This is a genomic window from Kitasatospora sp. NPDC048365 (genome assembly GCF_043200835.1).
In the GTDB taxonomy this organism is placed as follows: Bacteria; Actinomycetota; Actinomycetes; order Streptomycetales; family Streptomycetaceae; genus Kitasatospora; species Kitasatospora terrestris.
Genome location: NZ_JBICYJ010000032.1, coordinates 22,103 through 42,179, shown reverse-complemented (window position 1 = coordinate 42,179; position 20,077 = coordinate 22,103). Strand labels below are relative to the sequence as shown.

Annotated in this window: 17 protein-coding genes; 8 read left to right on the top strand and 9 right to left on the bottom strand. The window is 73.8% G+C overall.

All coding sequences use genetic code 11. The features are described from left to right. The first annotated feature begins 92 nt into the window (after positions 1-92). The gene (locus ACGFX4_RS28305; RefSeq protein WP_393080027.1) at positions 93-1,808 is read left to right on the top strand and encodes a GAF domain-containing protein; all 1,716 of its coding nucleotides are present in this window, start codon (positions 93-95) and stop codon (positions 1,806-1,808) included. 41 nt (positions 1,809-1,849) lie between these two features. On the opposite strand, the gene ACGFX4_RS28300 is transcribed toward ACGFX4_RS28305, so the two are convergent. The 3 genes from ACGFX4_RS28300 to ACGFX4_RS28290 form a co-directional block, all read right to left on the bottom strand. Continuing rightward, on the bottom strand, positions 1,850-2,824 hold the full coding sequence (locus ACGFX4_RS28300; protein WP_393080024.1) for an Acg family FMN-binding oxidoreductase: 975 nt from the start codon (positions 2,822-2,824) through the stop codon (positions 1,850-1,852). 16 nt (positions 2,825-2,840) lie between these two features. Continuing rightward, positions 2,841-3,131, bottom strand: a complete 291-nt coding sequence (locus ACGFX4_RS28295) for an SHOCT domain-containing protein (protein ID WP_393080022.1) — start codon at positions 3,129-3,131, stop codon at positions 2,841-2,843. A gap of 167 nt (positions 3,132-3,298) precedes the next feature. Further along, positions 3,299-3,997: a response regulator gene (locus ACGFX4_RS28290; protein WP_393080019.1), complete on the bottom strand. Its 699-nt coding sequence runs from the start codon at positions 3,995-3,997 to the stop codon at positions 3,299-3,301. Positions 3,998-4,208: 211 nt separating this feature from the next. On the opposite strand from ACGFX4_RS28290, the gene ACGFX4_RS28285 reads away from it, so the two are divergent. Next, a complete protein-coding gene (locus ACGFX4_RS28285) occupies positions 4,209-5,075 on the top strand; it encodes a universal stress protein (RefSeq protein WP_393080017.1) in 867 nt (288 codons plus the stop codon). Positions 5,076-5,081: 6 nt separating this feature from the next. On the opposite strand, the gene ACGFX4_RS28280 is transcribed toward ACGFX4_RS28285, so the two are convergent. Then, the gene (locus ACGFX4_RS28280; RefSeq protein WP_393080014.1) at positions 5,082-6,377 is read right to left on the bottom strand and encodes a Ni/Fe hydrogenase subunit alpha; all 1,296 of its coding nucleotides are present in this window, start codon (positions 6,375-6,377) and stop codon (positions 5,082-5,084) included. 51 nt (positions 6,378-6,428) lie between these two features. Beyond that, positions 6,429-7,124: a CBS domain-containing protein gene (locus ACGFX4_RS28275; RefSeq protein WP_393080011.1), complete on the bottom strand. Its 696-nt coding sequence runs from the start codon at positions 7,122-7,124 to the stop codon at positions 6,429-6,431. Positions 7,125-7,304: 180 nt separating this feature from the next. On the opposite strand from ACGFX4_RS28275, the gene ACGFX4_RS28270 reads away from it, so the two are divergent. Further along, complete coding sequence (locus ACGFX4_RS28270; protein ID WP_393080009.1) at positions 7,305-7,472, top strand: hypothetical protein; 168 nt, start codon at positions 7,305-7,307, stop codon at positions 7,470-7,472. A gap of 76 nt (positions 7,473-7,548) precedes the next feature. Here ACGFX4_RS28270 and ACGFX4_RS28265 read toward each other — a convergent pair whose 3' ends face one another. Further along, positions 7,549-8,754, bottom strand: a complete 1,206-nt coding sequence (locus ACGFX4_RS28265; RefSeq protein ID WP_393080007.1) for an Ig-like domain-containing protein — start codon at positions 8,752-8,754, stop codon at positions 7,549-7,551. Between the two features lie 429 nt (positions 8,755-9,183). Between ACGFX4_RS28265 and ACGFX4_RS28260 the strand changes: the two genes are divergently transcribed. After that, the gene (locus ACGFX4_RS28260; RefSeq protein ID WP_393080004.1) at positions 9,184-9,720 is read left to right on the top strand and encodes a hypothetical protein; all 537 of its coding nucleotides are present in this window, start codon (positions 9,184-9,186) and stop codon (positions 9,718-9,720) included. A gap of 179 nt (positions 9,721-9,899) precedes the next feature. Here the strand turns inward: ACGFX4_RS28260 and ACGFX4_RS28255 are convergent, their stop codons facing one another. Both ACGFX4_RS28255 and ACGFX4_RS28250 read right to left on the bottom strand, forming a co-directional pair. Next, positions 9,900-10,394, bottom strand: coding sequence for a hypothetical protein (locus tag ACGFX4_RS28255; RefSeq protein WP_393080001.1), 495 nt, complete (start codon positions 10,392-10,394; stop codon positions 9,900-9,902). Then, positions 10,387-10,899 (bottom strand): RNA polymerase sigma factor, encoded by a 513-nt coding sequence (locus ACGFX4_RS28250; protein ID WP_393079999.1) that lies wholly within the window; start codon positions 10,897-10,899, stop codon positions 10,387-10,389. Before ACGFX4_RS28250 ends, ACGFX4_RS28255 begins: the two co-directional genes overlap by 8 nt. A gap of 308 nt (positions 10,900-11,207) precedes the next feature. On the opposite strand from ACGFX4_RS28250, the gene ACGFX4_RS28245 reads away from it, so the two are divergent. Next, the gene (locus tag ACGFX4_RS28245) at positions 11,208-11,972 is read left to right on the top strand and encodes a maleylpyruvate isomerase family mycothiol-dependent enzyme (RefSeq protein WP_393079996.1); all 765 of its coding nucleotides are present in this window, start codon (positions 11,208-11,210) and stop codon (positions 11,970-11,972) included. On the opposite strand, the gene ACGFX4_RS28240 is transcribed toward ACGFX4_RS28245, so the two are convergent. Continuing rightward, positions 11,890-12,603 carry a hypothetical protein gene (locus ACGFX4_RS28240; RefSeq protein ID WP_393080167.1) on the bottom strand — a complete coding sequence of 238 codons (714 nt, stop codon included), beginning with the start codon at positions 12,601-12,603 and terminating at the stop codon, positions 11,890-11,892. The genes ACGFX4_RS28245 and ACGFX4_RS28240 overlap by 83 nt on opposite strands. Before the next feature lie 112 nt (positions 12,604-12,715). On the opposite strand from ACGFX4_RS28240, the gene ACGFX4_RS28235 reads away from it, so the two are divergent. From ACGFX4_RS28235 to ACGFX4_RS28225, 3 genes are all read left to right on the top strand, one after another. Continuing rightward, positions 12,716-13,861, top strand: coding sequence for a hypothetical protein (locus ACGFX4_RS28235; protein WP_393079994.1), 1,146 nt, complete (start codon positions 12,716-12,718; stop codon positions 13,859-13,861). Between the two features lie 72 nt (positions 13,862-13,933). Next, positions 13,934-16,993, top strand: coding sequence for a protein kinase (locus tag ACGFX4_RS28230; protein ID WP_393079991.1), 3,060 nt, complete (start codon positions 13,934-13,936; stop codon positions 16,991-16,993). A 312-nt stretch (positions 16,994-17,305) separates the two neighbouring features. Then, positions 17,306-20,026 (top strand): PKD domain-containing protein, encoded by a 2,721-nt coding sequence (locus tag ACGFX4_RS28225; RefSeq protein WP_393079989.1) that lies wholly within the window; start codon positions 17,306-17,308, stop codon positions 20,024-20,026. Positions 20,027-20,077: the final 51 nt, after the last annotated feature.

The following is a 20,077-nucleotide window of genomic DNA, read 5'->3' as shown; positions in this document are numbered from 1 at the left end:
CCGGGGGTGGGCCGACCGGCCCAGGTTCGGAAGCCGGGGCCGCCGTCCGGGCCTACCCTGGGATTGCCGTCGCCGAGGCTCCGGAGGAAGCGGTGGGCAGCGCACCCGACAGTCCGACCCCCTTGCCGCAGCTGAGGCTGGACGACCTGCTGGACGAGTTGCAGAGCCGGCTGGACGCCGCGCGCGGCACCCGCGACCGGGTGCACAGCCTGCTGGAGGCCGTGCTCGCGGTCGGCCGGGACCTGGAGCTGACCCAGGCCCTGCGGCACATCGTGGAGGCCGCGGTGACCCTGGTGGACGCCGAGTACGGCGCGCTCGGGGTGGTCGGCGAGGACCAGCGGCTGTCCCAGTTCATCCCGGTGGGCGTCACCGACGAGCAGGTCCGGCGGATCGGCCCGCTGCCCTCCGGCCACGGCATCCTCGGCGAGCTGATCCGCCATCCGGAGCCCCTGCGGCTGGGCCGGATCTCCGACCACGCGGCCTCGTACGGCTTTCCGGCCAACCACCCGCCGATGCACAGCTTCCTCGGGGTGCCGATCCGGATCCGCGGCAAGGTGTTCGGCAACCTGTACCTGACCGAGAAGCGGGGCGGCGGCGAGTTCGACGCCGAGGACGAGGCGGTGCTCTCCACCCTCGCGGTGGCCGCCGGGGTGGCGATCGAGAACGCCCGGCTGTACGCGCAGGCCCGGCTGCGCGAGCGCTGGCTGTCGGCGAGCGCGGAGGTGACCAGCAGCCTGCTGTCCGGCAGCTCCGAGCAGCAGGTGCTCGACCTGCTGGTGGCGCGGGCGACCGCGATCGCCGGCGCCGATCTGGTGGTGGTCGCGCTGCCCCTGCCGGAGACCGAGGAGCTGGAGGTGCGGATCGCGGTCGGCACCGGCGCGAACGAGCACAGCGACCTGATCCTCCCGTTGAAGGGCTCCTTCATGGGCGCGGCCGCCCTCACCGGCGGGCTGGTGGTCAGCGCGGACGTCCAGAAGGATCCGCGGATCACCGCCGGGCCGCCGCGCTGGGCCGGGCTGGGTCCGGCGGTCGCGGTGCCGATCGGCACGGCCGAGCTGGGGGTGCGCGGCGTCCTGATGATGGCCCGGGCCGCCGGGGCGCCGCTGTTCGAGGCGGACGAGTCGGACCCCCTGCTCGGCTTCGCCGGGCAGGCCGCGGTCGCGATGGAGCTGGCCGAGCGGCGCCGCGACTCCGAGCAGGTCGCCCTGCTCCAGGAGCGCGACCGGATCGCCCGCGACCTGCACGACCTGGCGATCCAGCGGCTGTTCGCGACCGGGATGACGCTGCAGGGCGCGATGCGCTTCATCGACCACCCGGAGGCGACCGACCGGGTGCTGCGGGCCATCGACGACCTCGACGAGACCGCCAAGACCATCCGCTCGACCATCTTCGGGCTGCGCACCCGCGACAGCGGCCCGGCCGTCGCCGGGCTGCGCGCGGCGGTGGCCGCGGTGGTGGACCGCGCGGCCGGGGTGCTGGGCTTCGCCCCGGCGCTGCGGACGGCGGGCCTGCTGGACGCGACCGTGCCGAAGGAGGTCGCCGACGAGGCGGTGGCCGTGCTCCAGGAGGCGCTGTCCAACACCGCCCGGCACGCCCGGGCGCGCTCCGTGGAGGTCGTCGTCGAGGCCGACGACCACCTCACCGTGACGGTCCGCGACGACGGCGTCGGGCTGCCGTCCGGCGGGCGGCGCAGCGGCCTGGCCAACCTCGCCGAGCGGGCCGCCGGGCTCGGCGGCACCTTCGAGGCCACCGCGCCGGCCGGGGGCGGCACCGAGCTCGTCTGGCGGGTCCCGCTCCCGGCCGACTGAGCCTGAGCGGTCCGGCCGACCCTCAACGGCCCGATCGGCCCTCAGCGGTCCAGCACGTCCTCGGTGCGCAGCCGGGGCGTCGGCGCGCCCTCCGGGCCGTAGCCGAGCCGGATCAGCATCTGGACGTGCCCGGGTCCGTGGTGGGCGTCGCGGGCCGCCCAGCGCAGGTTCCGCCACTCCATCGCCTGGTGCAGCAGCGAGGCCCGGACCTGGTGCACGGTGGCGGCGAGCAGGACGTGCTGCAGCGCCATGCCGGCCCGCAGCCAGTCCGCGGGCCGGTCGCCGCGGGTGGCGAGGACGGCGATCCTCGGCTCCGCCTCGAACGCGGCGGGCACCAGGTGCCGCTCCGGCTGCAGCGCGCCGAAGTCGCGCATCGGCAGGTGGCCGCCCGCGTCCTGCGGCCCGAGCGCGGCGGCGGGGATCCCGTACGGCGCGCCGGGGCGCTGGATCCAGCTGCGGCTCTCCTGCCGCTGCCCCGGGTCGGTGGTGTTGCGGCGCTCGGCCTCGGCGGTCAGGTGCAGCAGCCGCTCGGTCTCCTCCCGGTCGGGCAGGTACAGCGCGGCGTCCTCCGTGAGGGCGGCCTCGGCGAGTTCGGCGAGCACCGCGGCGGGCACCGGCGGGCCGGTGAACGGCGAGCGGATCGAATGCCGGTGCCAGATCGCCTCGTACAGGGTGTCGGTGGAGTTCAGGTGGACGGCGGCGGGCTCGTCCAGGCCGACGGAGGCGAGCAGGCCGGGCTCCGCCGGGTCCGGGAGCAGCCGGACCTCGGGGGCGCGGCCGAGCCGGCGGGCGGCCGTGCGCAGGTTGAACACGGCCGCGCCGACCGAGATGTGCAGCGCCCGGCCCTGCGGGTCCAGCACCGGCAGGGAGCGTTCGGGCACCGAGCGGACCTCCAGCGAGGAGGTCTCCGGCACCAGCCGGAAGTGCCACGGCTGGGTGTTGTGGACGGACGGCGCGGCGACCGCGGCCGAGATCAGCATCTCCAGGGCCTGCGCGTCCAGGGTCAGGGTGGTCATGGCGGCCTCCCGCCGGTCAGCCCGGGCCCGGGCGGCCGGCCCGCAGCGCGTCCAGGCGTTGGCGGTACTCGTCGGGTTCGATCTCGCCGCGGGCCAGCCGCTCGGCGAGCAGCTGTTCGGGGTCGGTCCGCTCACGGGCCGCCGGTGCCGGCGGCGGGGGCGGCGGGGCCGCGTGGTGCGGCTGGGTGCGGGCCAGGTAGCGGAAGAGCGCGACGCCTGCGGCGATCAGCAGCGCCCAGACCAGCAGCATGCCGAACATCATCAGGCCGTAGCCCCAACCGTTCATTCCGTGGTCGTAGTACATCATCACGGCCTCCTGGCCGGCGGGCGGTGGGGCCGCTGCCCCTCACCGTCCACGGTCCGGCCGGGGACGCCTTGCCCGCATGGGCCGGTCGGCCCTGTCGGCCGGGCCGAGCGGGCTCAATGCGGGCTCAATGCGGGCTCAATGCGGGCTCAGTGCGGGCTCATGCGAGCTCAGTGCGGCCGGGTGTGGTGCGGGTGGTCGGCCTCGGCGTGCGCGGCGAGGACAGCGGCCTGCAGGCGGCGTTCGACGCCGAGCTTGGCGAGCATCCGGGAGATGTGGTTCTTCACGGTCTTCTCGGCCAGGAACAGCTCCTGGCCGATCTCCCGGTTGGTCTTCCCCTCGCCGATCAGCACGAGGATCTCCCGCTCGCGCGGCGTGAGTTGGGCCAGCGCCGCCTCGGTGTCGTCCTCGTCGTGGTGGCGCAGGCTCTCCATCAGCTTGCGCGTGGTCGCCGGGTCCAGCATCGACTGCCCGGCGGCCACCGTGCGCACCGCACTGACCAGGTCGGAGCCCTTGACCTGCTTGAGCACGTACCCGGCGGCGCCCGCCATGATCGCGTCCAGCAGGGCGTCGTCGTCGTCGAACGAGGTCAGCATCAGGCAGGCCAGCTCGGGCATCCGGTCGCGCAGCTCCCGGCAGACGCTCACCCCGTCGCCGTCCGGCAGGCGCACGTCGAGCACGGCGACCCGCGGGCGCAGCGCCGGCACCCGGGCGAGGGCCTGCGCGCAGGTGCCCGCCTCGCCGACCACCTCGATGTCGGGCTCGGCCTCCAACAGGTCGCGCACCCCGCGCCGGACCACCTCGTGGTCGTCGAGCAGGAACACGGTCACGCGCGGCTCGGCCTCGCCGGCCGGAGGGTTCTCGTCCATGTCCTGCTCCCGGGGAAAGGGGAAGGTGCGTCGGCTCCCCTCCGATTCTGCCCGCCCGTCGGCGCGGCAGCGCGCGGTCGCCCGACCGCGCCGACCGGGCCACGCACCCGGTCGGCGGGGCCGGTCGGCCCTCGCCCTGCCCGGCAGGGCCGCTTAGCGTGGGTGGGGAGCGGCCGCGTGACGAGCCGGCCCCCGACCGCGTGGAGGAGCCATGACGTCCGCCGGTGAGCGCCGTCCGATCGTGCTCGGTGTCGACGCGCAGCACGTCAGCCCGATGGTGGTCGCCTGGGCCGCCGACGCCGCCGACCGGCGGGCCGCGCCGCTGCGGCTGGTGCACGCGGTCCGGGAGGAACCGCGGGACCTGCGCGGGTACGACGGCGGCCGCTTCCACCAGGCGCTGCGCCGCGGCGGCGAGGCGGCCCTGGAGAAGGCGGCGGCGCTGGTCCACGAGCGCTACCCGGGCCTGGTGGTGGAGGCCGTGCCGGTGGAGGGCAACCCGGCGCCCGTGCTCTGCCGGGAGTCCGAGCGGGCCGGGCTGGTCGTCCTCGGCTCCCGCGGCCTGAACCGGCTGGAGGAGGCGCTGAGCGGCTACTCGGTGACCGTCCCGGTGAGCGCGCAGGCGCACTGCCCGGTCGTTGTGGTCGGGGCACCGGAGCACACCTCCCACCAGCCGCCCTACCTGGTGGTCGGCGTGGACGGCTCCGCGGCCTCCGAGCGGGCCGTGGCGTTCGCCGCCGACCTCGCCGCGCAGCGCGGGGCCGCGCTGCGCGCGGTGTCGGCCTGGCAGGCGTCGCTGCACGTACCGGTCGACGAGGAGCGGGCGGTCGGGGAGATCCGCCGGCAGCTCCACGAGGTCACCGCCGGCTGCCTGGTCGACCATCCGGACCTGGACCTGACGCACGAGGTGCTGCTGGGCCACCCCGTCGACGAGCTGTCCCGGGTCTCCGCGCACGCCCTCGCCGTCGTGGTCGGGCGCCGCGGGCACGGGGGCTTCACCGGCATGCGGCTGGGCTCCGTCCCGCACGGCCTGCTGCACCACGCGCGGTGCCCGGTGGTCGTCGTCCCGTCCGACGGGTGAGCCCGCTCAGGACCGCTCGACGGTGACGTCCAGGAAGTGGGCGGCGCACGCGATGCCCGGGTCGTAGCTGCGCACGGCCCGCTCGCAGCGGCGGGTGAGTTCCGCGTCGTCCAGGTCCGGCCGGGCCTGGACGACGTCGCGCAGGTCGGACTCGACGGCGGCCAGGTTCTGCGTGGTCGGCGGCACGACGGTGGCGCCGAGCACGGTGCCGTCGGCGGCCAGTTCGTAGCGGTGGTACAGCAGCCCGGGCGGCGCCTCGGTGGCGCCGTGGCCGACGCCCGCACGGGGCTCGACCGGGACGGCCGGTACCCGCGGCGGCACGTACCGCTCGATCAGGTGCCGGGCCTCGACCACGGCCCACAGCACCTCGGCGGCCCGCACCAGGATGCCGCGGAACGGGTTGTCGCAGGTCGGTCCGAGTCCGGCGGCGTCGGCGGCCGCGCGGACCTCGGCCGGGAGCAGGGCGCTGTTGAGCGACCAGCGGGCGAGCGGGCCGGTCAGGTAGCGGCGGCCGTCGAGCTCGGCGTACAGCGAGGCCGACCCGGGCACCCGGCGCCGGTGGACGTGCTGCTCGAAGTCGGCGACGGTGAAGGCGCCGATGCGGCTGCTCCACAGGACGCCGGAGTCGATCGCGTAGCCGCCGCTGCCGCGCAGGGCGAGCAGCTCGTGGCCGATCGCGAGGTCGGGGAACTCGAAGCCGCCCACCCAGGCCAGGGTGGACTCCGCATCGCCCCGCGCCTGCCGCAGCACGGCGCGCAGCCGGTCCAGTTCGGCGCGGTCGGGCAGCCGGCGGAAGCCGCCGACCCGGACGTTGGCCGGGTGGGGTGCCGGGCCGGCGAGCAGTTCGACGATCTCGTTGCCCGCGTTCCGCAGGCGCAGGCCGCGCTGCAGCAGGTCGGGCCGGGTGCGGGCGAGGGCGAGCGCGTCGGGCAGGTGCAGGAAGTCGGGGGCGTGCAGCAGGTGGACGTGCAGGGCGTGGCTGCGGATCCACTCGCCGCAGTGCAGGAGTCGGCGCAGGTCGGCGAGCGGCCCGTCCACCACCGCGCCGCAGGCGTCCTCGACGGCGCGGCAGGCGGTCATCCGCTGGGCGACCGGGCAGCTGCCCCGGATCCGGGCGGTGAGGTCGGGCGGCTCGGTGTGGGCGCGGCCGCGCAGCAGCGCCTCGAAGTCGTCGGCGGGCTCGGGGAGTTCCAGGCGGACATCGTCGACCCGGGAGCCGCGCACCGCGATGTGCAGCGTGCTCCGCGCTTCGGTCCGGACCGGCCGGGCGCCCGCGGGCGGGCGGTGGAGGCGGCGGATCATCGCTCCTCCTCGCCGCTCGTACGGCGGGCCCGGGCCGGGTCGGCGGCCGGGTCAGCGGCCGGCGCCGTAGGCCCGGGGTTTCTCGAGGGGCACATCGGTGTCGTCCTCGGCCCAGTCGAGCGTCTGGTGCACCGCGACCACACCGTCCACGGCGCGGCACAGCTGCTCGGCGATCGGAATGAGACTGCGGCGCGGGAGCCGTCCGGTGAGCGTGACGACGCCGTCGTGCACGGCGACCTCGACATCGTCCGGGGCGAGCCACAGGGTCCGGCCCAGGACGTCGTGGACGATCTCCTCGCGGATCGCGCCGTCGTGCCGCAGGAAGACCTGCAGCAGGTCGCGGCGGCTGACGATGCCGACCAGCCGGCCGGCCTCGTCGACGACGGGCAGCCGCTTGACCCGGTGCCGGTCCATCTGGCGGGCCGCCTCGCCGATCGTCCAGCCGGCGCGGGCGGACACCGCGGGGCTGGTCATCAGCCCGCCGGCGGTCTCGGCCTCGGCCCGGGCCCGGTCAGCGGGCTTCAGCCGCAGGCCGGGGTGGCGGCCCTCCGGGTCGGGCAGGACGGCCTCCTTGCGGATCAGGTCGGCCTCGGACACCATCCCGATCGGCCGGTCCTGTTCGTCGACCACCGGCACGGCGGTGATGTCGTTGCGGTGGAACAGCAGCGCGACCTCCTTGAACGGGGTGTCGGGCCGAGCGGTGACGACCTCCTGGGTCATCACGTCGTGGACGCAGCGGTGCCGCATGGTCACTCACTCCTCCGCGGACGGGTGCCGTACTCACCACTCTCCGCCGCGCCCCGCGGCGTCAACAGGGCCGGTCGGTCCCTGCCCCATGGGGCCGGTCCGACCCTCCGCCCCGATATACCCCTCCGGGTATAGTGGGGGCACGGGCGAGAGCCGAGGACGAAGCGAGGAGCAACGGCGATGTGCCGACGGACCGTGTGCCGCACCTGCGGCAAGGCCGACTACGCGGGGTGCGGCATGCACGTCGAGCAGGTGCTCGCCGGCGTCCCGAAGAACGCCCGCTGCAGCTGCGACCGCAACGCCCGCAAGGGCGGAGGCTTCCTGGCGAAGCTCCTCGGCCGCCGCTGAACTCCCGCCGCCGCCACAGGCCTTCCGGTCCGGGGCACGCACCCGCCGCTCCCCCGGCCTTGGCCGGACCGCGCGGTTACCACTGGCTCCAGGGAGTGTTCCAGCCGCTGTAGCCGTTCGAGGGGTCGACGGGCTGCCCGACCGAATTCTTGACGGTGACGACGTCGCCGACGATCGAGTCGGCGTAGAACTTGCCGGCCGGGGAGTTGTCGGCGCCGAAGTCCCCCTTGGCGTCCTGCAGGCCGACGCAGCCGTGGCTGACGTTCTCGTGGCCGAAGACACTCGGATCCGACCAGTTGTTGCCGTGGACGTAGGTGCCCGAGTCAGTGAGTCGCAGCGAGTGCGGGACGCGTTCCTTGTACGCGTTGCCCTCCAGGCCGGGGACGGTCGAGGAGTCCATCGTCTCGGAGGGGATCCGGTCCATCACGACCATGGTGCCGTTGTAGGCGTTCCACGACTTGGGCGTGCTGGCCCCGGTGCTGATCGGAACGGTCTCGACGACGCGGTGGTCCTTCTCGACGGTCATCAGGTGGGTGGCCGCGTCGACGGTGCTCCGCTTGTCGCGGCCGACGGTGAAGGTCTGGTCGCTGTCGACGCCGCCGTAGACCCCCGGTGCCACCTCGACGCTCTTGAGGCGGTAGTGGATGGTGACCCTGCTGCCCGACTTCCAGAAGTCCTCGGGGCGGAAGTCGACCCAGCGGTCGCTGAACCAGTGGCCCTTCACCTGCACGCCGTCGATGCTCTCGAAGGTGACGGCCTGCTCGACGGCCTTCCGGTCCTTGACGTCCCGGTCGAACCGCAGGCGCACGATCATCCCGACGCCGTAGGTGGAGCCGTCGGTGATGTTGTCGTGCGGGCCCGCGTCCTTGGCCGGGGTGAGGGTCGAGAAGGAGCTCTCGGTGGTCGCCGACCGTCCGGCGGTGTCCACGGCCTCGGCGTGCACGGTGTAGCGGGAGGAGACCGCCAGGCCGCCCGTCGGTGCCCAGCCGGTGGCGTCCGCGGACAGTGCTCCGGGGAGCGGCTTGCCGGCCTGGTCCACGGCGGTGACCTTGGTCAGCTTGCCGTCGGTCACCGAGACCTTCAGCCCGTCGGCCGGTCTGACGTTCTCGGCGCCGCCGGCCGGTTCGATGCGGATCCGCGCCGCCGAGGCGCCCGCCGAGGCACCGGCGCCCGTCCGCGTACCGCCGCTCGACGCGGAGCCGCCACCGCCGGTGCACCCCACCGCGCACGTCAGCACCACACCCATGACCCCGGCCGCGGCGGACCTGCCGAACCTGTTCATCGCTCTTCCCCCCGTACCGGCACTACCGGCGTACACGCATCAACCGCCCGAACGGTTTCATCGACCCGCACCGGACCGCCCCCGGCCGCCGCAGGCCGGACCCGGCGGGAGCAATCGCGGTGTCGGCGCGGCCTGCGCGGGCAACGCCGGGCCGGGCTCGCGTGGTCATCGGCGCGAGCCCAGGAGGACGGCACGGCCCGACTCGGTGGCGGTTGATCGGTGTGTGACCAGGCGGGATGCCTTGACCTGCTCGTCCCCGGCAGTCGATCATTGTGCCGGCAGTGGCACTTTGGGGTGGCCGGGCATGTCGTCGTCCGGGTCAGCTGTGTCAGGCACCTGCGTGTCCGGGGTGTCGCCGGCCCGCGCGGGCCGCGAGGCCGAGAGGCCGGTGTCCGACGGGCGTGGACCGTCTGAGGGGAACGAACGAGCGTGTCCGAGCAGTGTCCGCAGTGCGGAGGATCAGACAGCACTCTCAGGGCCCGCCAGGCCTGGGAGGGCGACCCGCCCGCTGTCGAGGTGGCCCCGCCGGCCGCGCCACCGGTGACCGGGATCGCCACCGCCGAGGCCCGCTGGAACCCGACCACGCGCACCGTGGCGCTGATCGTCGGCGGCTACCTGGCGCTTGCCCTGGTCGCGGTTCTGGTCGCCGGTGCCACCGGGGTGGGTGTGGGAGCGGTCCTGGCCGGTGTGCCGCTGCCGGGCCTCGGGTTCTGGGTGGTGCTGTACCTGGCCCGCGGCCGCGATCCGCTGCCCGCCGCCAATGCCGAGCAGGTGTCCTTCCACAAGGTCGTCTGGACCCGGCGGATGCAGGTGTGGGAGCACGCCTGGTTCTGCTCGGCCTGCCGGGTGGCGTTCTGGCCCGCCGGGGCGTTGAAGCCCGCCTTCCCCGCCTCGCCCGCCGTGCCACCGCACGAGTTCCCGCTGATGGTCGCCACGATGGCCGACCGGGCGTACGCGCAGGCCTGACGCCCTGACAGACCCGCCCGCCGGGCACGACCGCGCAACGGGGTTGCGCCGCGGGCACGCTCACCGTCCGGACCACCGGCGCGGGAGCAAACGCTGCCGCGGCCTGGTCGTATGCGTCCGCACGCACCTGGAAAGGCTGTCCGGGCCGTCCGCCGCGGCCCGTTGCGTGCGGGTGGGGGTCAGCCGACGGAGGCCGCGGTGACGCGGTTGTGGACGACGTCGACGACGATCCGGGAGAGGTCGTAGACGTAGGTGATGGTGTAATTCGTCCCGTCCTGACTCCTGATGGTCACGTAGCGGTGTTCGGTGGCCGCTTTGGCACGTGCGGCTTCGAGTGTCAGACCGAGGTATCGGCAGGCGGAGTCCTTTGTCAGCCATGGCGGGGCCGACTGCGTCACCGGGGCGGGGTCGGCGATGCAACCGGGTCGGGGTGTGTCGGCGGCCGGCGCCGCTGGTGTGCCGAGCGCGGGCCGAGCGGGCAGGCCTGCCCCGGAGGCCAGTTGCGTCGTCACCACCGCGCCCAGGACGACCGCGGCGGTGGCGAGTCCGCCGGCTGCCGTGCGCCGTCGCCTGCGCCGGCGAACCGCCCGCAGGACGGCCTCCCGGCTCGCCTCCAGCGGCCCGGCCTCGTCGGCGGCGTCCGCGAGCAGCAGCCGCAGTTCCGTCTCACCCATGGTGATCCTCCCCATCCGCCTGGCTGAACACCAGGATCTGTCCGAGTCGTGCGACGGCCTCGCTCAGATGCCGTTTGACGGTTCCCGTGCTGCACCCCAGCCGCTGCGCCACTTCGGTCACGGGAAGGTCCTCGTAGAAGCGGAGGACCGCGCAAGCCCGTTGGCGTGGCGAGAGTGCGTCGAGGGCGCTCACCACGTCCAGCCGGTCGCCGCTGGCGGTACTGAAGTCGCTCGTGGTGCTCGGAGACACCAGCCGTGGCACCAGGGCGCTCCAGCGGGCCCGCCGGCGGTGCTGGTCGAGGTAGCGGTTGAGCATCACCCGCCGCACGTAGCGCTCCGCGGACTCGACGTCCCAGCTCCGACGGGGTTGGGCGAAGACGCGGACCATCGCCTCCTGGACCAGGTCGTCGGCCTCCGCCCGGTCACCGCACAGCAGGTACCCGTACCGTTTCAGCGCGCTGCCCCGGGCCTGCAGCAGCTCACTCGCAACGTGATGCCAGTCCACGACTCTCCTTCTCTTGTCATCTCCACACACGAACACCGCGGCGGTTTCGTTGTCCCCGGGTTTCGTTGTCCCCGGGTTTCGTGGACCGGGCCGTTCCCTGTGGCGCCAGAACGCCGGCGCGCGCGGATTGGCGTTCTGGCGGGGCGGGCCGAGCGGGAGGGTGAAGTTCCACCCTGCGGTCGGACACCTGGAGACCGGGACATGTGAGTCCGGAGGAAGCAGTTTCAGGTGGGAAGCAACAGCGAGCTGATTCTCTGCGGGCCCTTAATCGAGTGCGAGAGTGCAGGTCCGGGTGATACAAGGTCCGCGTGACTGATCATCTCGACTTCCCCACCCTGCTGCGGATGATTGACGAGCGTTCCGCCGCGTTCCGCGCCGCCGTCGCCGCAGCCCCCAGCCTCGACGCCGACGTCCCGTCCTGCCCGGGCTGGACGCTGTACGACCTGGCGAACCACCTCAGCGAGGGGGACCGCTTCTGGGCCTACATCGTGCTGAACACCGCGCCGGGCGACGAGCGGCCGAGCAAGGACGGGCTGGCGGCGCCCAGGGAGCGCGAGGCCCTCACAACCTGGCTGGCCGACTCGACGGAGCAGCTGCTCGCTGCTCTGCGCGAGGCCGGCCCGGACCGGGGCTGCTGGGCCTGGTGGGAGCCGCTGGCCTCGTCGCACATGGTGGCCGCCGTGGCCCGCCGCCGCGTCCCGGAATCGCTGATCCACACCTACGACGCCCAGCTGGCCTCCGGCACCCAGCAGGAGCTGCCGACGACCGAGGCGCTCGACGCCGTCGAGGAGTTCCTCGCCACCGTCTGCACCGGCACGGACCCGTGGCCGGGCGAGCCCGCCACCATGGACTACCACGCAGCCGAGGCCGGCTCCTGGCGCCAGACGGTGGACGCCGCCGGTTCCCGCTTCACCCGCCTCACCTCGGCGGAGGCCGCCGAGAGCAAGCCCACCGCCGCCATCTACGGCAGGGCGAGCGAGATTGCCCTGCTCATGTACATGCGCATCCCGGCCGACTCGGTGCGGATCGAGGGCAACGCCAACCTGCTCCAGCAGCTGCAGGACTGGGGCTGAGGCCGACCGGCCGACGGACCACTCGAGACGTCGGCCGGTGGGGCGGCCGTCCCAGCGGTAGCAACTCGTCGAGCGTCGGACGACCATGCGGAGCCTGAGCCTGCCCCGCTTTGACAGACACCGTTGGTGTGGTGGTCAGGCCGCCAGGACGTTCTCGTAGTCGGCGGGACTGCGGTAGCCGAGGCTGCTGTGCGGCCTGCGCATGGTGTACCAGCCTTCGGCCCACTCGAAGATCGCGGAGTGGGCGGCCGACCAGGTTGTACCCGGAGGCCATGGAGAGCTGGCAGTGCAGGCCGACCAGGTGGAGGCCGGGCTGGGCGAGGACCCGGGCGATGGCGTCGGCGGCGTCGCCGCCGGCGAGCGAGAAGCCGAACTTCTGCCCGTCGACGCCGGTCCGCACGGCACTGTGGTGGCCCGCGGCGACGCCGGGAACGACCCGTACCAGGACGCGCTGCGGGGTGTCGGCGACGGTGAGCGCGGCGAGGCGGGCGATCTCGGCGAGGTTGTCGATGACGATCCGGCCGACCCGGAGCCGGCGGGCCAGGCGCAGCTCCTCCGGGGTCTCGTACTTGTCCTGCCGGGCACGGGTCTTCTGCTCGCTCGCGGGTCTCGGCGTCGCCGGCGCAGAAATCCCGGATGCGCGAGTGCGCCCCGCCGGGACGGGCTAGCCTCTACTCCCGTACCGACAACGCTTCGGTGTGGAGTGGAAACACGTGACCAGCGATCTGACGAACCTTCGCCTGATGGAACGTCACCTGGAGGGCGACCCCGAACAGGCCGACTTCCTCCTGGACTTGTCGAACATCGTGCGGGAGAAGTCACTCGGCGGCGCCGACCGCGGCTCGCTGCACCGCCTGCGGCTGGTCCTGGACGCACTGCGCGACCTCACCGGCGACCGCGAGGTGACCGTCCACGCGATCGCCGACGACAGCCTGCTCAACCCGGCCCACGACGCCGACTTCCCCGACCCCGCGGAGCCCGCGCTGCTGCGCGAGTGGCACGAGCGCTCCCTGATCACCGCCCACGCCACCGCCGACCCGGACCTGCTCGACCATGCCGAGGCCCTCGGCACTCCCGTGATCAGCAGCGACAACTTCAAGGGCCACCGCGGCCGCCACGAGTGGATCCAGGGCAACCGGGACCGGTTCCTCAAGCCGGAGCGGGTCGGCCCCTCGGTGCGGCTGGTCCCCCGGGACATGCGGTTCGTCGCCGATCGCGAGGTGTCCAGCGCCGACGAGCACGACCGGCTGCGCGCCGCCCGCCTGCTCGACCAGCGCGGCAGGCCCCGCTCCGACGTGCTGGAGCACGCCTGGCAGTGCCCGGTCGTCGGCTGCACGCCGAAGCCCGCACTGGCAGGCGGCAAGGTGGTCTGCCAGGTCCACCGGACGCTGTTGCACGACTGCGGCCCGCGCCGCCCCCGGGTGCAGCTCAAGATCACGGTCGACGGGGTCTGCCGGGCCTGGGACAACCTGACCCATGACGACGCCCGGGAGTTCGTCCTGGGCCGCGGCCACCTGGACCGGATCGAGGAGCGCCACCTCGACGAGGACCGCCGCCGGCGGATCAGTCGACGGCACCTGATCCTGGTCTCCCGGCACGGCACGCTGCGCGTGCTCGACGTCAGCACGGCGCTCAGCTCCGTCCGCACGCGCAGGCCCGGCGGCGAACCGACCCCGTGGGAGCCCCTGCCGCACCTGAACCAGCTGTCGGCGGGGCAGTCACGCGAGGAGCTGCTGCGCGCCTTCGGCCCGGACGACGAGATCGAGATCGTGCCGGGCGTGCTGCTCTCCCGCAGCGGGCAGCGCTGGCCGGGCGAACGGCACGAGGGGGTGCGGGCCAAGCCGCCCAGGCGCCCGCGCGACGGGGACGACCTGACCCGCGTGGGCTGAGGCCTCGACGGGCGGGCCGAACGGCGACACCAGGGCGGGTCCCAGGGCCGGCCGAACGGAGAAGAGGGCGAGTTGGAGCACCTGCGGCCGGACGATCCGGAGACGATCGGCCCGTACCGGCTGTTCGCCCGGCTGGGCCAGGGCGGGTGGGGGACGGTCTACTTCGCGCGCAGGCCGTACGGCGCCGGGGTGGCGCTCAAGACCATCCACCCGCACGTCCTGGCCGGGAACCCCGAGCTGTTTCGCCGCCGATTCGCCCGGGAGGTGCGGGCGGCACGGACGGTGGTCAGCGAGTACACCGCCACCCTGGTGGAGGCCGACCCGCATGCCGCCGAGCCCTGGTTCGCCACCACGTTCATCAGCGGTGTCGATCTGCCGACCGCACTGGAGCAGTGCGAGGGGCCCCTGCCGGAGCGGACCTGGCGGGTGGCGGCCACCGGGCTGGTCGACGCCCTGGGGGCCGTCCACGCCGCCGGGCTGGTCCACCGCGACCTCAAGCCGGGCAACGTCCTGCTGGCCGGCACCCGGCCGTACGTGGTCGACTTCGGCATCGCCCGGCACCTCACCCTCGAGGACGCCACCACCCTCACGGGGAACGCCGCCCTCGGCACGCTCAACTTCGCCGCCCCCGAACTGCTCCGCAACGAACCGGCCGACAGCTCCTGCGACGTCTTCTCGCTGGGCCTGGTGCTGGCCTACGTGGCGCTCGGCCGCCATCCGTTCGGTCCCGGATCCCCGCTGGAGATCAGCTGGAACATCGTCCACGGGCGGCCGGACCTGCGCGGGCTGGCACCGACCGTGGAGCGGGTCGTCCGCCCCTGCCTGGAGCCCGACCCGGCCGCCCGCCCCGGCCTGGCCGAGCTGGCCGGGCTGCTGCCGGCCGCCGTGTCCCCCGACGAGCAGGAGTGGCTGCCGCGCCCACTCTGGCGGGTCCTGGAGGACCGCTCTGCCCTCGCCATCAACCTGCGGGCCCCGCTGCGGCTGCCGGGACGGGAGCGGGGCCCCGATGAGCCGTGGGGCGCTGACAGCTCGCCGGATGCCAGGACCTGGACACCGGTGCCGGACCCGGGGGACCCGACCGTGCCACCCGGGGACCGCAGACCCGGCCGGCACCGGCCGAGCGCCGCGCCGCCCGGTCGACCGGACGGGGACGCCACCACGCTGCCCCCGACTGCGCCCGGCCCGGCCGCCGCACGCGGCACGACTGCGGCGGCGACCGTGGTCAAGGCAGTCGCCACGGCACCTGCCGCAGCGCCGGCCGCACCGACCGCACCGACTGCCGCACGGCCGGCAGCGGCGAAGGCACCCTCGACCTCGGCAGGCGACAGGAACGGTGTCGCGGCCGCGCCGCCTGCCACCGCGAACCCGCCTGCCACCGCGAACCCGTCTGCCACCGCGAACCCGCCCGGCACCAAGCACCTGGCCGCTGCCCGGGCCGGCGACAGTGAGGCCATGCGGCTGGTCGCGCGAGCCCAGCAGGCGACCGGGGACCAGGAGTCCGCCCTGCAGTGGTTCCTGCGGTCGGCCGCGGCCGGCAACCCCACCGGGGCGTACCAGGCCGCGGAGTTGATCCAGCAGAGCTTCCCGAAGCAACGGCACCGGCTGATCGACCTCTACCGGACTGCGGCCGAGGGCGAAGTCCGCGAAGCTCCCGTACGGCTCGCCGAGTTGCTGGAGCGGGATCGGAAGCAGTCGGCCGAGGCGCCCCACTGGTACGCCAAGGCCGCTGCGCTCGGCGACGACACGGCCGCAAAGGCGGTGGCCCGGTTGCGCGGCGGCGCACCGCACGTTCCACCGTCCGCCGCTGAGCTCGCGCTGCTGGGTGAGCACCAACTGCCCGCTGTGAAGGGCAGCCTGCACTCCCTGCTGATCCTCGGCAGCTGGTACCAGAACGCCGCTCTGAACGAACCCGCGCTGCACTGGTACGCGCGGGCCGCCGACACCGGCAACGCCCATGCGATGCTGCTGGCAGCGCAGTTGCTGGCCCAGGACCCGGCACAGGAGGCGGCGGCGCTGGAGTGGTACCGCCGCGCCGCCGGTGCGGGCAACACCGCGGCCATGCACGCACTGGGCCGCCGGTGGCGCGAGAAGGGCGACCTCAGGGAGGCCCTCGGCCGCTTCCAACTGGCGGCCGAGAAGGGCCACCGCCCCTCCATGATCGAGGCCGCGGAGCTGCTGGAGCAGGGGCAGCAGCCGGACCGGGCGCTGGAGTGGTACCGCCGCGCCGCCGCGAAGGGGGACCAGAAGGCCGCCCAGGAGGCGGAGCGCCTCGGCTCGGCGCAGGCCCGGACCGCCGCGCCGGCGGCCGGGAAGACCACACCGGCACCCGCCACGAAGAAAGCCGCGCCCGCGCCCACCGCTAAGAAAGCCACCCTCGCACCCGCCGCGAAGAAAGCCGCCCCGGCACCAGCAGCCGCACCGAAGAAGAGCAGCACGCAGCAGGCCGGAGCGGCCACCGTCCTCAGCGCCGCCAAGCGGCAGCAGATCGCCCACCTGTGCGAGAGCGCACGCGCCCGCGAGCAGCAAGGGCGGTTGGAAGGCGCCCTGCAGCAGTACCTCAAGGCCGAGGCGATCGGTGACCAGACCGCCAAGCGGGAGGTGGCCAGACTGTCCGTCAAACTCGCGGGCAAGGCGAAGACCGCCGGACGCCAGAAGCTGCGCCAGCGGGGACTCAGCCGCTACCGCGAGCTCGCCGCGAACGGTGACCAGCAGTCCCTCCGCGCTCTGGAAGAGCTCGCCCGGGCCGGGGATGTGGGCCTGGCCCTCGATCTGGCCCGGCTGGATCCGCCCAACGCCCGGCGCTGGCTCCTCGTCGCGGTGAAAGCGGGCAATGCCCCGGCCATGCGAGCGCTGGGCCAGAACTTGATCGCAACGGGCACCGAGGAGGACTTCCTCACCGGCCTGGACTGGCTACGACGCGCCGGGGAGAGGCAGATCACCTCGGCCGTCCTGGACGGCGCCCGCGCCCTCGAACAGCGCGGCGACTTCCGGGCTGCCCTGGACTGGTACCGCTGGGCGGCGGGCGGTGGCAACGCCACGGCTGCCAAGCATCTGTCCCGCCTGGAAGCGGAGCACCCCGGAACCGCCTTCTGGCTCCGGCTCACGGACCGCTGGCGGCGCCCGCGGGGGTGACCCACCGTCAGCAGCTCCACCCGCCGACGGCGATCGCCCCGCCCCATTCGCCGCACCGGTCCTCGCCAAGCCCTCAACCGGCCGGGGCGGTCCTCCCACGCGGTTGCCGACGGGTGCCGAGGCCTACGCCGGCGCCGGACGCTCCACGACAGCACCGGCCTCGGCACGGCTGCCATCGACCGCCTTCGGTCGGAGGCCAAAGGATCTGACGCGTCGCACCACCCGAACGGCCGAGCCCCCCTGGGAGTCGGCCCCTTCGTCTGCGTCGCTATATTGTGCCGATCTTGTTCGAACGTGTAGGGGGCACGCTTCATGCGTCTTCGTCAATCCGCCGCGCTGACGGTGGCCGCGGTCACCGCCGTCCTCGGCCTGCCCGGCCTCGCGACGGCCGACCAGGCCGGCACGCTGATCGTCGACAACGATCCGGCCGCCCACTGCTCGGACACCGGCAGCGGCACGCCCGCCCAGCCGTTCTGCACCATCTCCGCCGCCGCGAAGGTGGTCGAACCGGGCCAGACCGTACGGGTTCTGTCCTCCGGCGCCGGTCAGTACTTCGACGACGAGGTCCACCTCACCCGTTCCGGGACCCCGGACCGGCCGATCACCTTCCTCGGCGGCACCTTGGGCGCGGACAACTCCGGGCAGCCCCTGCTGCGGTCCAGCACCGGCGCAGGCAATGGGAGTTTCGTCCTGTCGAACGTGCACGACGTTGTGATCAAGGGCTTCCAGTACTACTCCCTGCGGAACGCCATCACGATCGCGGACTCCTCCCGGATCACCGTCGACGGAAACTGGTTCGACTGGACCACCGGCACAGCCGACATCAGGCTCTCCGGTGCCAGCGACCACATCACGGTCAGCCGGAACAAGTTCCTGAACTCGCCCGGTGTGGCCATCGACCCGGGCGTGCACGACACCCTGGTCACGGCGAACGACTTCGACCGCACCCGGACGGCGGCAATCACCGCGAAGGACGCGCCCGGGACCGCGGTCACCAACAACACCATCGCCTTCTCCTGCATGGAGAGCGTGCTGATCGACGGCGCCTCGCCGGGCGCGCTGGTCGAGAACAACGTGATCACCGCCGACTACCCCGCCATCACCCAGTACGACACCACGAAGTGCGGGGCCGGCCGGCGCGGCGAGGCGGAGATCTCGATCTCCGCCGACTCCACCGCCGGCAGCAAGGCGGACTACAACACCGTCCATCCCTGGCCGGACGCCGCTGCCTACCGTTGGGCCGGCACCCCGTACCCGACTGCCGCTGCATTCACCACGGCGACCGGTCAGGGTGCGCACGACACCGACCTCGATATCGCGTTCGACGAGAACCTCAACTGGCCGTTCCACAGGCTGAGCGACCAGGACGCCGCCGCCATCGACTCGGCCGACCCGACCGCGCCCGGCGTGCCCACCGACCTGTCCGGATCCAAGCCGCTCGACCACCCCTCGGTCGCCAACCCCGGCCTCCGCGACCGGGGCGCGTACGAACGCAGCGGTCTGCGCTACGCCGAACTCAACTTCCAGGGCACGCAGGGCACCTTCCCGGTCGGGCCGACGCCGCTCACCATCAAGTTCACCGCGCGTGCGCAGGACGACTGGGGGACACCCCTCACCGGCTACACCTTCGACTTCGGCGACGGCACGGCCCCCGTGGTCTCCACCAGCCCCACGGTCGAGCACACCTATGCCCAGCCGGGCCAGTTCACCATCGGAGTGACGGTCACCAACGCGCTCGGCGCCTCGGCGACCATCCACAGGGGCGGGGTTCACGCCAACCCGCCCGGCGACATGACCGCGGACTTCACCTCCCGGGTGCTCGGCGACGGAACGTGTGCCCTCGCGGTGTCCGCCTCCTCCCCCTGGGAGATCGCCTCGGTCACCGCCGACTTCGGCGACCGCACCGGTAGGCAGGGCGGGTCGACCTTCCAGGACATTTACCACCATTACGAGTTCCCCGGCACCTACCCGGTCACGGTGACCGTGACCGACACGGCCGGGCACACCGTCACCAAGAGCCGGCAGGTGCAGGTGGACTTCGACGCCGACCACCGTGCGCTGCTCCCCGGCGAGCGCGTCCAGGTGATCGCACGGTCGTCAGGCCCCCTGCTCAGCACCGGCGCCAACTACACCGCCGGCGTCTGGGCCGGCTTCTCGCCGGTCGACACCAGCTTCGGCGCGCAGGTGCCGCTCGACCGCGTGACCGCAGTGGCGACCGCCACGACCTCGGACGAGTACCTGCGGACCTTCCTGCTCGCCGACGGGAAGATCTACAACGGCGACCGCAACCTCGGGGTGCCCCGTTTCGAGAGCATGCCCACCGGCGCCCGCGGCCGGTGGGAGGGCTGGAAGGACCTCTCGGATGCGTCCGGTCCCGGTCCGCTCACCGGAGTCACCCAGCTCGCGGCCGCCTCGATCGGCAAGCAGACCCACCTGGTCGCCCTGGCAGGCGGCCGGGTGTACGAGGCCTCCGGCAGCCACGACTCGGGCACCTGGAGCAAGTGGGGCGACATCACGGCAGCGGTCGGTCTGCCGGGCGGGGTGACCAGCATCGCGGCCGGGACGACCGGCAATTCGCTGCATGTCGCCACCCTCGGCGCCGACCGGCACGTGCGCGTCGCCGACGGCAACTACGACCGGGGCACCTGGTCGGGCGGCGACGTCACCGCGGCGTACGGCGGCCCGACCGGCATCACGCAGGTCGCGGGCGCCTCCACGCCCGGCTCGCGGTTCCACGTCGTGGTCCTCGCGGGCGGCAGTGTCTACGAGACCACCGGCGACTACGCCGCCGGCTACTGGACCGGTTGGGGCAACATCTCCGCCGCCAGCGGCCTGAGCGGCTTCTCCGAGGTCGCCGCCGCGTCGACCGGCAACAGCCTCCGCCTCTTCGGCGTGTCCGGCGGCCACCTCTACAACGCCAACGGCGACTACACCCGAGGCCAGTGGTCGAAGTGGCTCGACGTGACCGCCCCCGGCGCGGCCGGCACCCCCGCCAAGCCCATCACCGGCGTCGCCGCGGGCGGCATCGGCTGACCTCGGTGGTCCGCACGAGGGGGCGTGGCTTCGGCCGCGCCCCTCTCCGTC

Excerpts from the sequence above, each read along its gene's own strand:
- ACGFX4_RS28290 (WP_393080019.1), bottom strand. The coding sequence starts at position 3,997 with ATGGACGAGAACCCTCCGGCCGGCGAGGCCGAGCCGCGCGTGACCGTG.
- ACGFX4_RS28300 (WP_393080024.1), bottom strand. The coding sequence starts at position 2,824 with ATGACCACCCTGACCCTGGACGCGCAGGCCCTGGAGATGCTGATCTCG.
- ACGFX4_RS28270 (WP_393080009.1), top strand. The coding sequence starts at position 7,305 with ATGTGCCGACGGACCGTGTGCCGCACCTGCGGCAAGGCCGACTACGCG.
- ACGFX4_RS28285 (WP_393080017.1), top strand. The coding sequence starts at position 4,209 with ATGACGTCCGCCGGTGAGCGCCGTCCGATCGTGCTCGGTGTCGACGCG.
- ACGFX4_RS28265 (WP_393080007.1), bottom strand. The coding sequence starts at position 8,754 with ATGAACAGGTTCGGCAGGTCCGCCGCGGCCGGGGTCATGGGTGTGGTG.
- ACGFX4_RS28225 (WP_393079989.1), top strand. The coding sequence starts at position 17,306 with ATGCGTCTTCGTCAATCCGCCGCGCTGACGGTGGCCGCGGTCACCGCC.
- ACGFX4_RS28295 (WP_393080022.1), bottom strand. The coding sequence starts at position 3,131 with ATGATGTACTACGACCACGGAATGAACGGTTGGGGCTACGGCCTGATG.
- ACGFX4_RS28275 (WP_393080011.1), bottom strand. The coding sequence starts at position 7,124 with ATGCGGCACCGCTGCGTCCACGACGTGATGACCCAGGAGGTCGTCACC.
- ACGFX4_RS28255 (WP_393080001.1), bottom strand. The coding sequence starts at position 10,394 with ATGGGTGAGACGGAACTGCGGCTGCTGCTCGCGGACGCCGCCGACGAG.
- ACGFX4_RS28280 (WP_393080014.1), bottom strand. The coding sequence starts at position 6,377 with ATGATCCGCCGCCTCCACCGCCCGCCCGCGGGCGCCCGGCCGGTCCGG.
- ACGFX4_RS28235 (WP_393079994.1), top strand. The coding sequence starts at position 12,716 with ATGGAACGTCACCTGGAGGGCGACCCCGAACAGGCCGACTTCCTCCTG.